Annotated in this window: 10 protein-coding genes; 6 read left to right on the top strand and 4 right to left on the bottom strand. The window is 33.8% G+C overall.

Annotated elements, in window-relative coordinates; all coding sequences use genetic code 11:
• Nucleotides 1-7: 7 nt before the first annotated feature.
• The 3 genes from H033_RS0101945 to H033_RS0101930 form a co-directional block, all read right to left on the bottom strand.
• The gene (locus H033_RS0101945; protein WP_026836826.1) at nucleotides 8-3,208 is read right to left on the bottom strand and encodes a SusC/RagA family TonB-linked outer membrane protein; all 3,201 of its coding nucleotides are present in this window, start codon (nucleotides 3,206-3,208) and stop codon (nucleotides 8-10) included.
• 485 nt (nucleotides 3,209-3,693) lie between these two features.
• Nucleotides 3,694-4,545 carry an AraC family transcriptional regulator gene (locus H033_RS0101940; RefSeq protein ID WP_034886006.1) on the bottom strand — a complete coding sequence of 284 codons (852 nt, stop codon included), beginning with the start codon at nucleotides 4,543-4,545 and terminating at the stop codon, nucleotides 3,694-3,696.
• Between the two features lie 632 nt (nucleotides 4,546-5,177).
• Nucleotides 5,178-6,233, bottom strand: a complete 1,056-nt coding sequence (locus tag H033_RS0101930; RefSeq protein ID WP_026836824.1) for a site-specific integrase — start codon at nucleotides 6,231-6,233, stop codon at nucleotides 5,178-5,180.
• 771 nt (nucleotides 6,234-7,004) lie between these two features.
• Here H033_RS0101930 and H033_RS0101920 point away from each other — a divergent pair.
• Nucleotides 7,005-7,364: a hypothetical protein gene (locus H033_RS0101920; protein ID WP_026836823.1), complete on the top strand. Its 360-nt coding sequence runs from the start codon at nucleotides 7,005-7,007 to the stop codon at nucleotides 7,362-7,364.
• Here H033_RS0101920 and H033_RS0101915 read toward each other — a convergent pair.
• Nucleotides 7,361-7,948 carry a riboflavin synthase gene (locus H033_RS0101915; protein ID WP_026836822.1) on the bottom strand — a complete coding sequence of 196 codons (588 nt, stop codon included), beginning with the start codon at nucleotides 7,946-7,948 and terminating at the stop codon, nucleotides 7,361-7,363. The genes H033_RS0101920 and H033_RS0101915 overlap by 4 nt on opposite strands.
• A 59-nt stretch (nucleotides 7,949-8,007) precedes the next feature.
• Here H033_RS0101915 and pdxA point away from each other — a divergent pair, with 59 nt between their 5' ends.
• From pdxA to accB, 5 genes are all read left to right on the top strand, one after another.
• Nucleotides 8,008-9,054, top strand: coding sequence for a 4-hydroxythreonine-4-phosphate dehydrogenase PdxA (gene pdxA / locus H033_RS0101910; protein WP_026836821.1), 1,047 nt, complete (start codon nucleotides 8,008-8,010; stop codon nucleotides 9,052-9,054).
• A gap of 95 nt (nucleotides 9,055-9,149) precedes the next feature.
• Nucleotides 9,150-9,692 carry a YceD family protein gene (locus H033_RS0101905; protein ID WP_026836820.1) on the top strand — a complete coding sequence of 181 codons (543 nt, stop codon included), beginning with the start codon at nucleotides 9,150-9,152 and terminating at the stop codon, nucleotides 9,690-9,692.
• 9 nt (nucleotides 9,693-9,701) lie between these two features.
• Nucleotides 9,702-9,899 carry a 50S ribosomal protein L32 gene (gene rpmF / locus H033_RS0101900; RefSeq protein WP_010228148.1) on the top strand — a complete coding sequence of 66 codons (198 nt, stop codon included), beginning with the start codon at nucleotides 9,702-9,704 and terminating at the stop codon, nucleotides 9,897-9,899.
• A gap of 172 nt (nucleotides 9,900-10,071) precedes the next feature.
• The gene (locus H033_RS0101895) at nucleotides 10,072-11,067 is read left to right on the top strand and encodes a beta-ketoacyl-ACP synthase III (protein ID WP_026836819.1); all 996 of its coding nucleotides are present in this window, start codon (nucleotides 10,072-10,074) and stop codon (nucleotides 11,065-11,067) included.
• Nucleotides 11,068-11,093: 26 nt separating this feature from the next.
• Entirely contained in the window at nucleotides 11,094-11,597 is a 504-nt protein-coding gene (gene accB / locus H033_RS0101890; protein ID WP_026836818.1) for an acetyl-CoA carboxylase biotin carboxyl carrier protein, read from the top strand.
• The last annotated feature ends 47 nt before the right edge of the window (nucleotides 11,598-11,644 follow it).

Below are 11,644 nucleotides of genomic sequence, written 5' to 3'. Positions count from 1 at the left end.
CGTATAATTATATTTTCAAATTAACATTAAGACCGATTGTTCTGGTTGTAGGATAAGAACCACTTTGATATCCTTGAATATTACCAGAAGAAAGATTTTCTTCAGGATCAGCATAAGGAACATTTTTATGGATGATCCAAAGGTTCCTTCCAATAATAGATAAATCAATATCCTTAAAATACTTAGAAGTCCATTTTTCTGGTACAGAATAAGATAAAGATAGCTCCCTTAGTTTTACGTAACTGGCATCATAAACAAATTCTGACTGTGGTTCATAAAAACTGTTATTAGATGTTATAGTTACTCTTTTGTCGTTAGGACTTCCATCTGTTGTTACTCCTGGCAAAATAACTCCTCCCCCATCTTCAACGGCATCCCGAACAGGATTTCCTAATTCGTTCAAACCAGCCGTACGTGGATAAAGTCCTGCAGCACTTCCATAATACATATCTAATGAAAACAGATCGCCACCTTTACGTACATCAATTAAGAAACTTAACGAAAGGTCTTTATATCTAAAAGTGTTACTTATACCACCGATCCATTCTGGATTTATGTTTCCTATAATATTAGAAGTAGTAGAGGATACTTTCCATAACCCATTTTCTTTAACTACTCTTTCCCCATTTAAGTACTCGTAATCGCCACCTTGCAACTCTCCATAAGGTCTACCAACAGATGCATTTAAACTTACTCCTCCCTGGAAAGAAGCTAGCTGAAGATTTGTGCTATTTTCGTAAAGTGAAAGCACTTTATTCTTGTTTTTTGAAAAATTGACAATAACATTCCAGGAAAAATTTTGGTTCCGAACAGGTGAGCCAAATAATGATAATTCTATTCCTTTATTTTCTATATTACCTGCATTAACGAATTTACTTGAATATCCAGTTGATAAGGAAGCTGCTACTGGTATTATTTGATCTACAGTGTTTGTATGATAGTAGGAGCCGTCAAACCCAAAACGATTTTTAAAAAATGCCATTTCTAATCCAATCTCCTTGCTCTCAGTCATCTCAGGCTTCAAATTGCTGTTGTTTTTTGTATCAGGCAAAGAAAATAATAAGCCGCTTCCAAATGGGTTAGGTTTGTCATATACATCTTTAAGACTTCCCCAAGGCGCATCATTACCCACCGTAGCATAATTGGCTCTAATCTTCCCAGATGAAATCCATTCCACATCTTCTAAATGATGAGAGAAAAGCCAGCTTCCAGATAGTGCGTAATAGTTATAAGCATTAGCATTTTTTGGAAGGGTAGAAGATATATCTCTTCTAAAGGTTCCATCTAAGGTTAAGAAATCTTGGTAGGTTATGGTAGCTCCTGCAAAATAACCATCAACGGCTTTGGGTTGATAAGTTTCTATTGGAGCGGGAATGGTTCCTAAAGAATTTGAAACCGCATATAATTTGGGTACTACCAAACCTCCTGAAGTTGATGAAAAAGTAGAACTTACAGTATTTCTTCGTATGTTAATTCCTGCTAACGCACTTAAATCAAAATCTTCTGATAATTCTTTATTAACCGTTGCCAAAAAATCATAATTTGTTTCATTAAACCTTCTGTCAAATCTGGAATATGAAGCGATTCCTGAACTACCTACAGCCACTCGCTGTTGTTGGAATTCATTATAATTATCTACAGAAACACGGCCAAGCAACTGTAACCAGTCTGTCAATTTATAGTTAAGGGAGATATTTCCGAAAATCCTGTTTCTCTGGTCATCTTGAAAATTCTCATATATGGTCCAGTAAGCATTATTGGAAAATGCCGGTCTTATTCCTTCCATTGTAGTAGGATCTGCCCAGTTCCAGGTTATGTTTCTTCGCGTTCTAAAATAAGCATCCTTTTGTTCCTGGATATCAACATTGGTTTGATTGAAATGTCTGAATGTGCTATTTATATTTCGGCCACTATCATACCCAGTTCCATATCTTCCTTTACCATCAACCTGTGAATAATTAGCCATTGCAGACAGGGTTAAGTTTTCTTTTAGGTTATAGCTTGCATCAAGACTAATTATGTTCTTCAAAACCTGACTATTGGGCACAGTACCTCTTTCATCATTTCTAGTATAACCAAACTTAACAGAACCTTTGTCCGCAATATTGCCATCTATAATGATACTGTTATTTGTAGACACAGAGGTTTCGTAGAAAGTCTCTGGTCCATTTTTTGGGTATACCCACGGTTTAGGCTTTTGAAAATTGGGGGATGATGCGTCAAATGCATCCCAATGATAAACTAATAAGTTTTCATCATATCGTGTACCCCAAGAACGAGGAGCAAAAGTGGGAACCACTAGATCTTCTGTCCCATCTCCATTAACGTCCGATAATAAGAACCCATTTCTACCGTACTCAGCAGAACGACCTGCTCCATATTCTTTTTGATAGGTCACAAAAGTAGATTCATCAATTTTACCAACGATAATAGCACTATTAATAGAAATATTTAAACCTTTCCCCCCTTTTTTAGTAGTGATCATAACCACTCCATTTGCTGCTCTCGAACCATATAAAGCACTGGCAGCGGCTCCCTTTAGAACATTAATAGACTCTATGTCATTGGGGTTGATATCTGCAGCGGCATTTCCATAATCATATCCTCCACCCCCTGTTTGTTGGGAGGCTGAGTTTGTATTAGAATTGTCTATCGGAACTCCGTCAACAACAAAAAGTGCTTGATTGTTACCTGTTAAAGATTTTGCCCCTCTAATTACCACATTTACAGATCCACCTACGGCATTCCCTTGAGTAATTTGCAAACCAGATATTTTCCCCGATAATCCCGTGGCAACATTGCCCACTTTGGTTTGGTTTACCTCATCTCCATCAATTTGTTGGGCAGCATAAGGCAGCGTATTTTTTTCCCTTTGAATTCCAAAGGCCGTTACAACTACGGCGTCTAACTCTGCAGCATTTGCTGCCAACATTGCATCAATAACACTAATGCCGCCAATAATATATTCTGCGGTTTTTAAACCAATAAAAGAAAACACTAACACCTGACCTTTAGCTGCTTCAATAGAATAATTCCCATCAAAGTCAGATTGCACTCCTTTTAAGGTTCCTTTTACCACAATGTTAACTCCTGGTAAAGGAAGGCCTGTATCATCGGTTACTGTACCAGTAATCGTCATTTCTTGGGCATACACCGATGAAATGGTAAGTATCCCTAAAATAAATAAGAGAAATAGTTTTTTGTTCATATTACATGTGTTTTAAATACTCAATAATTATTTTAACCAAAATTAGAAAATTGTTTTAAGAAACCATTAACATCAAATTATCCCATAATGATATTATATTACCCTAAAATGTAGCATATCAAAAATTAAAAAGACATATAATATCCCTCTAGTAAATAAGCAACTTTCTTTGAAAATTTCTTTTATTTATATAAAGTAGATTTTAAGATAACTTTAAGGAGAATTAGGAATAGGTGAGATTAAACCTCAAGAGTTGGGATAAGTGTGAAATTAAAGGAATAAAAATTTATAGAGGTCCGTGGTAAATAGCATATACTTCTATAAATCTCACTTATAGATTATTAACACTATAAAAATAGTTCTTTAGTCAGTTCTAGCTCAATCGAGAACTATTGCCATGAAAAAAATATTTTCTTGGGTCTCAACCTGACACACAAAAGATTAATAAATATTTTAACATGAACTATTTAATTACCTCTTTGACTTCAATTTAAAAATCGAGATTTATATTGAGTAGGTGTCAAATGTTTCAGTTCTTTGAACTTTCTATTAAAATTTGCAATATTTTGAAAACCACAGAGTTCTGAAATCAAAGCTACTGGAAACTCTTTTTCTTTATAAAGCAGTTTACAGGCATTTTGAATTCGAATTTCAATGAGGAATTGGAAAAAGGTTTTATTAGTTCGATTTTTAAAATATCGGCAAAATGCATTTTTGCTCATGTTAGCCTTTTGTGAAATATCTTCCAAGGAAATAGATCTATTAAAATGATCCATTGCATATTGAATCACATCGTTCATCCTTTTCCCCTCAGCATCTGTATATTTCTTTCTATATATAAAAGAAGATAATTGTTCTTTTTCTGCTTGTATAACAATGTTTAAAATGTTTAAAAGGGAAGCAATACGTAAAATCCGATTTTTATCTTTCAATTCACGAAAGTGCTCGATGATCATATTTTGATGAGATAAAAGTTTCATCCCATAAAATGATTCGTTAAAAAACGAACTCAACTCAATTAAATCGCTGATATTAAAAAAATCCTTACCAAAAGAATCTTTGGTAAAAAATAAAGTGTACATAATAGATTTCGGGCTAACTGAAGGATCACTTGTAAAAACGTGGGGAATATTTTCCCCAATTACAAGTATATCATTAGCCTTATAGTAATTAATACTATCCCCTATTATTAATGATCCTGATCCCTGAACTATATAGCTTATCTGAATTTCTTCATGTTGATGGAGTTGATTATAAAATACAATCTCGTGATCCTCCTGATACACAAGAGCATCTAATTCTGGTTTTGGTATTTTAAAAGGTAAAACTTTTGGCATTTTCTTAATTTATAATAAAATTCACATAATGGAATTAAGAAATGAAATATAGGTTAGTAGAATATCATTCCAAGCTAATATTTATCTTTATTTAAAACAATACAATAAAATTAGAAGGCGTAAAACTTTATGTCACGACAAAATTCACTGATAAGGATCAATTTGACCCTATTGCTTTCTATAAAACATAGAGGAATAATTAAATGTCGGAGTATCTGGATTATAGGCGGTGGTAAATATGACTTCATTTTTTATCCCTATAATAATTAAGGCATTCAAAGCTTTTATTTTGATAATTGAATGTCCAAAAAAACAATTCAGGTTCATACTTCTTAACAGCAATCAAACGCGAATCTACCGAATTGCATTTTTCTGCAACATCAAATTTATTGTGGAAACACTTTTTAAGGCTTTATCTACAATAAATTTTGAGCATTTACTTCATCGTCAAAAATCAATGCTTTTTGTATAAATTATATTGTGAGCTTCTAATCTCATCCTCGGCTAAAAAGCCCATATAAACAAATGATATCGGGTGGCGTTTATGATGTCGATATGTTTGGTGCAATTTCATCTATTTAATGTTTCCAAGCTTATTGAAAAAATATTATTTATAAGATTTTTTATAATCCTTAATTGAAAAAAGTATGCTTAGATATTTTTTCTAAACGTTCCATAGGAGAAGCTTTAATGTAGTTGTAAAAGATCTTTTCAGAAGTATGCCCACTGATAGCCATAATGTCTATAACGGGCATGTCTGCCTTATAAGCATTAGTGCAGAAGCTTCTCCGAGCTGTGTGATTAGTCAATAGTTTATGTTTTTTATAAGGTTCTTCTTTACGTATTCCTCCTCTTGTGCGCTCAATTATAATTTCTTCATTTAATTTAGCTTTTTTACCTATAATCTTTAGGGCATCATTTATTTTCTGCTCAGCAATCATTTTTGGAAACTCGCCATCTCTCTTATTTAAAATATCAGTTACAAAGGGATGTAACGGGATATGTACGATTTCGCCTGTTTTCTGGGTTTTAACTTCTAAATAATTAATTGAATTATGCTGCTTAATGTTAGATGTGGTAAGACTTTTATAGTCTGAAACTATTAAACCGGTAACTGCGGCTATAACGAACAAATCTCTGGCAACATCTAAATGAGGCTTTTTCAAATAGTCAATTTTCTTAATATCTTTAATTTCTTCCATAATCAAGTATATATAGTTTACATCCTCTCTTGGCTTGGTAAAACCAGATTTTTGATAATCCATGCAAGTATGGTGTCCTCTTTCGAAGGCAACATTCATAACCGTCTTGATGTTTTTGATTTGACTTCCGATATAGTTTTCAGTAAAATTATCACTTTGCAGATAGTCAATAAAATCTGAATGAAAATTTAAGGTTATGTGTTCAAAAGTGAGTTTTATCTTTATAGATTTCTCAAAATCTTTTAAGATCCTTAAAGAATTATTATGAGGTTTAAGTGTGCTCTTTGCTAAAGGTTTTTGAGTTCTGGGTCGGGGTTTAATAGTGTAATAGTCAATAAACCAATCATAATAGTCTGTAAAAGAAATTACTTTTTTAGATGTCTCACCATTTTTACTAAATTGATCCAATCTTTGCTTAAGTATTCTATTATCAATTGGGAGCTCACTTTTTTCCAGATCACTAATTAAAGTTCTTGAAAACGACATTAATTTTCCTAGTTCTTCATTTTTTATATTAGAGTCGGGTTCAGCTTTTACATTTTTAATTGAATTACCGGATTCACTCCAATGGGAAATATTCTTAATCCAGTTGAATATCTAAACTGTTTCTTTCTCCCGTAGTTGAAATGGATATAAATTTTTTGTGATTTATCAATTCCTGGTCTTAATCTGATAGTTAGAGAACTCATGTTTTTATACTAATTTGTACCGCCCAAATCTGAATTAACCTTAATTCCACTTGGTTAATTTTAATAAAATTTAAATACAATATCGTCTAATAACCTATAAATAGGGGGGCTTATCGTGTGGTTTGCAGTGGTTTAGAAAATCATAAAATTAAATTCATAGGTGTCCAGGTGGGACCACTCTAAAATAGAAGCCTTACAGAGATGTAGGGCTTTTTTTATGTCGCAATCTCATTAATCAGTCTTGAATTCTATGCCCAAATACTGTTTAAAATTAATTTTCGAAATGAAATTAAGATATGTATCTTTATTCTACTTATCTGTTTAAGCTTGAATAGATTAAGAACCCTAAAAATTTTATTAAAATTCATAGTTGGCTTACAAAATAAGCCGATCAAATAAATAGTGTTAGACTTAATCTCATTATGCTTATTCAAAATTTAGGGAAAAGTTATTTTGATTCTTTTATTCGATTAATTTTAAATTTTTGAAACTTCGTTGGGAATTAATACGTTAATATTGCGTAACAAGTTTTTAAGTGATTTATATATAAAGTAAATTGCACGTAATTATGATGAGAAAAGCCTTGATCTACATAGCCTTAGAAATAAGAGCGGTTTTTTTATTCGGAATAAAACTTTTTAACAGTATTGGATGTAGAAATTTCAAAATGTCCAAATATCTTTTACGCTCTTTTGTAATTGCCCTTATTGTTTTATCCTCTATAAATTTGGAATCAAATGCGCAACAAAAGGGTCCAAACTGCGAATCAGGAGAACGATTTTGCAGGGGGGATTGTAGACCTGCTAGAGAATGCAGGCAAGGTGTACCACCGCCACCAGGCTTACCAATAGATTCTAAATTACCTTATTTACTAATTGCCGGACTTGGGCTTGGGATCTATTATTTAAGATCTAAAAAAGTGTCTTAACCCATTTGAGTTAAACGCTTTACATACTTCCCAATAACATCAAATTCCAGATTAACGGTATCCCCATCTTTTAAATTTTTAAAAGTGGTGTGTTCATAGGTATAAGGTATAATGGCTACACTAAACTGATGAATCCCAGAATTAACAATAGTAAGGCTAACCCCATTTATGGTAATAGACCCCTTTTCTATAGTAATATTCCCTAAGGCCGAATCATAATTAAACGTGAAGACCCAGCTTCCATTTTCTTCTTTAACACCAACACATTCAGCAGTTTGGTCTACATGTCCTTGCACAAGATGTCCATCTAAACGGGCTCCGAGTTTCATTCCTCGTTCTAAATTGACGCGGTCTCCCGCATTCAAACTTCCTAAATTAGATTTCTCTAATGTTTCTTGAATAGCTGTGACCAGATATGAATTATCATTAATAGCAACTACAGTTAAACAAACCCCATTATGAGCTACACTCTGATCTATCTTTAATTCTGAGGTCATAGAGGCAGCGACATAAATATTGAGATTGCCTTTATCTTTCTTAATTTCAAGTATTTCTCCTACTTCTTCAACGATTCCGGTAAACATGGTTGTAGATTATTGTTACATTTGTGGTGTAAAAATATAAATAAAAAAGGGGAATAATTATGAAGTCCGTTCAAAAGATAAAACTAGGAATCAGTATTGGAGATCTTAATGGTGTTGGTGGAGAAATAGTTCTAAAAACTTTTGAAGATTCTAGAATGCTGGATTTTTGTACCCCTATTATTTTTGCTTCTGTTAAAACTTTAAATTTTTATAAGAAACATTTTAAACTCTCTCTAAATTTTCAAGGAGTAGAATCTGCTGCTGATGCAATTGAAGGAAAGATCAATGTTGTAAATATTTGGAAGGAAAATGTAGAAATAAACTTCGGAAAAGAAGATCCGGAAAGTGGAAAATATGCCTTTAAATCTCTGGAAGCTGCAACAAATGCTTTAGTTGCCGATGAAATCGATGTATTGGTAACAGCCCCAATTAATAAAAATACAATTCAGTCTGAAGATTTTAAGTTTCCGGGTCATACCGATTATTTAGCGAAACAATTAAAGGGAGATAGCTTGATGTTCATGATCTCCGATAATTTAAAAGTTGGTTTGCTAACAGATCATGTTCCATTAAAGGACATAGCAAACGTGATCACTCCAGAATTGATTGAAAAGAAGATAGCCACTATTACCCAGACCCTGAAGCAAGATTTTAGAGTTTCCAAACCAAAAATCGCAGTATTAGGAATTAATCCTCATAGTGGAGATAATGGATTAATAGGTAACGAAGATGAAGAAATATTAAAGCCTACGCTTCAAAAAATTAGAGATAAAGGGCATTTGGTATATGGCCCTTATGCAGCAGATAGTTTTTTCGGTTCAAAGAATCATGCGAATTTTGATGCTGTGATCGCATCTTATCATGATCAAGGTCTAATTCCATTTAAAACCTTATCTTTTGGAGAAGGGGTAAATTATACTGCCGGTTTAAGAAAGATTAGAACCTCTCCAGATCATGGGACAGCTTTTGAAATTGCCGGTAAAGATTGTGCGAACATAAATTCATTTAAAGAAGCGGTCTTTAAAGCCTTAGAAATATATAAAACGAGAGAGGAATATCAAAAAATCACTCGAAACCCCCTGAAAAAACTAGGGAAAAAGATATAAACAAAATATTGTTTATAACGAATAGTTAATTCATTATATTTTATATCTTTGCACCTGCCTTAGCTCGAGGGCGGGTGCTTGAAAACGATGATAATATGAGGAAATTAGCGGCATATACAATTCCATTTGTAGGGCTAAAGATTGGAAGCCATGGTTTTGAGTACGAGATTGGTAAAGAGTTCTTTGAACATTTTGAATACGAAGATTTCAATAACGCAAATCTACATGTAGATTTGGTGTTAGATAAGAAAGCAACTATGATGGAGCTTTTTTTTGAAACTTCGGGAACTGTGAACGTTAATTGCGATCTCACAAACGAACCTTTCGATATGCCAATTTCTGGTAGTTTGAGATTGGTTGTGAATTTTGGAGATGAATTTAACGATGAAAATGAGGAGTTATTAATATTGCCTCATGGAGAATACGAGATTAACATAGCACAATATGTGTATGAGATCATCGTGTTGGCAGTTCCGCATAAAAGAATTCATCCGGGTATAGAAGATGGAACATTAAAATCTGATGTACTCGATAAACTGGAAGAATTAAGTCCGAAAGGAAATAATGAAGATAATGACAATGAGGAAAATATAGATCCTCGCTGGAATAAATTAAAAAACTTATTAAACGATAAATAATACGTAGCAATGGCACATCCTAAGAGAAAAATCTCCAAAACGAGAAGAGATAAGAGAAGAACACATTATAAAGCTACTGTTCCACAAATTGCAAAAGATCCTACTACAGGAGAGGCACATGTGTATCACAGAGCTCATTGGCATGAAGGTAAATTATATTACCGTGGTCAGGTTTTAATTGATAATACAGAAGAGGTACAAGCCTAATTATAGAGCTTTGCTAGAATACAAACTCTCACGTTGTGGGAGTTTTTTGTTTTAAGTTGAATAAGTCCTAAAAAGGCCTTAATTTGCAACCCGATTCAAAAGAATTTTCAGTACTTTTCTTTCTCTAAGAAATAGTACTTTACTATTGCAAAGACTTTAAAATTAGATTTTTATGAATAAAATCACAGCAGCAATTACGGCTGTAGGTGCCTATGTCCCTAACGATGTTTTGTCCAATAAAGATTTGGAGAAAATGGTGGACACCAATGATGAATGGATTTTTTCACGTACAGGAATTAGAGAACGCCGCATCCTTAAAGACCCTTCTTTAGGAACTTCCTTTATGGCTATAAAAGCCGCCCAAGAACTTATATCTAAAGCAAATATTAATCCTGAAGAAATAGACCTGGTTATACTAGCCACAATTTCTCCAGATATGCCTGTAGCAGCAACAGCTGTTTATGTGGCTACAGAAATAGGAGCTACGAATGCATTTGGATACGATCTTCAAGCTGCCTGTTCCGGTTTTTTATATGGAATGTCTACTGCAAGTGCTTATATAGAATCTGGTAGATATAAAAAAGTATTGCTTATAGGAGCCGATAAAATGTCTTCTATAATAGATTATACAGACAGAACAACTTGTATCATCTTTGGTGATGGTGCCGGAGCTGTTTTGTTTGAACCAAATACTGAAGGATTAGGTTTACAGGACGAAATTTTACGCAGCGATGGGATTGGAAGACATTCTTTAAAGATCGAAGCCGGTGGATCTTTGATGCCGCCTTCAGAAGAAACGGTAGGAAGTAAAAGACACTATGTTCAGCAAGATGGAAAAACAGTATTTAAATATGCAGTTTCCAATATGGCCGATGTTAGTGAACAGATCATGAAAAAGAATAATCTCACTAATGATGATGTTCATTGGTTAATTGCACACCAGGCAAACAAACGTATTGTAGGTGCAACTGCAAGCAGGATGAATCTCGGAGAGGAGAAAGTATTGATGAATATTGAGCGATACGGAAACACAACCTCTGCGACCTTGCCATTATTATTGAGCGATTTCGAGAATAAATTTAAAAAAGGAGATAATTTAATATTCGCCACTTTCGGAGGAGGATTCACTTGGGGATCTATCTATCTTAAATGGGCATACAATTCTTAATAAACCAACACCCTAATATTCTTATTATGGATATAAAAGAAATTCAAAATTTAATCAAGTTTGTAGCAAAGTCTGGTGCTAGTGAGGTAAAACTTGAAATGGATGACATTAAAATCACCATCAAAACAGGATCTGAAGATAAGGAACCAACTTATCTTCAACAAATGCCAATGCAAGGACAAATGCAGCAAGCCATGCCTCAGCAACAACAGGCTCCGGCTGCCGCACAAGAAGCTCCTAAAGCCGCTGCCGGCGATTCTCAGGAATCTTCCCCAGACGAATCTTCAAAATACATCACTGTAAAGTCTCCAATTATTGGAACTTTATACCGTAAGTCATCTCCGGATAAACCTGTTTTTGTGGAAGTGGGAGACAGCATTAAAGTAGGAGACGTTCTTTGTGTGATCGAAGCGATGAAACTTTTCAATGAAATTGAAAGTGAAGTCTCTGGTAAGATTATAAAAGTACTAGTAGACGATTCTTCCCCAGTAGAATTCGATCAGCCATTATTCTTGGTAGATCCGTCTTAAATCGACCTTCCTAATAGATTTTAATTTTACTGTTTCAGTAAAAAATA

Origin of the sequence: Gillisia sp. JM1 (assembly GCF_000424645.1) — a bacterium.
GTDB lineage: Bacteria > Bacteroidota > Bacteroidia > Flavobacteriales > Flavobacteriaceae > Gillisia.
The sequence above is the reverse complement of the archived record's forward strand: the minus strand, read 5'-3'. Positions and strand labels throughout refer to the sequence as shown.

Bases quoted from the DNA above. Each gene is read 5' to 3' on its own strand.
- H033_RS0101945 (WP_026836826.1), bottom strand. From the start codon at position 3,208: ATGAACAAAAAACTATTTCTCTTATTTATTTTAGGGATACTTACCATT.
- H033_RS0101940 (WP_034886006.1), bottom strand. From the start codon at position 4,545: ATGCCAAAAGTTTTACCTTTTAAAATACCAAAACCAGAATTAGATGCT.
- H033_RS0101930 (WP_026836824.1), bottom strand. From the start codon at position 6,233: ATGTCGTTTTCAAGAACTTTAATTAGTGATCTGGAAAAAAGTGAGCTC.
- H033_RS0101920 (WP_026836823.1), top strand. From the start codon at position 7,005: ATGATGAGAAAAGCCTTGATCTACATAGCCTTAGAAATAAGAGCGGTT.
- H033_RS0101915 (WP_026836822.1), bottom strand. From the start codon at position 7,948: ATGTTTACCGGAATCGTTGAAGAAGTAGGAGAAATACTTGAAATTAAG.
- pdxA (WP_026836821.1), top strand. From the start codon at position 8,008: ATGAAGTCCGTTCAAAAGATAAAACTAGGAATCAGTATTGGAGATCTT.
- H033_RS0101905 (WP_026836820.1), top strand. From the start codon at position 9,150: ATGAGGAAATTAGCGGCATATACAATTCCATTTGTAGGGCTAAAGATT.
- rpmF (WP_010228148.1), top strand. From the start codon at position 9,702: ATGGCACATCCTAAGAGAAAAATCTCCAAAACGAGAAGAGATAAGAGA.
- H033_RS0101895 (WP_026836819.1), top strand. From the start codon at position 10,072: ATGAATAAAATCACAGCAGCAATTACGGCTGTAGGTGCCTATGTCCCT.
- accB (WP_026836818.1), top strand. From the start codon at position 11,094: ATGGATATAAAAGAAATTCAAAATTTAATCAAGTTTGTAGCAAAGTCT.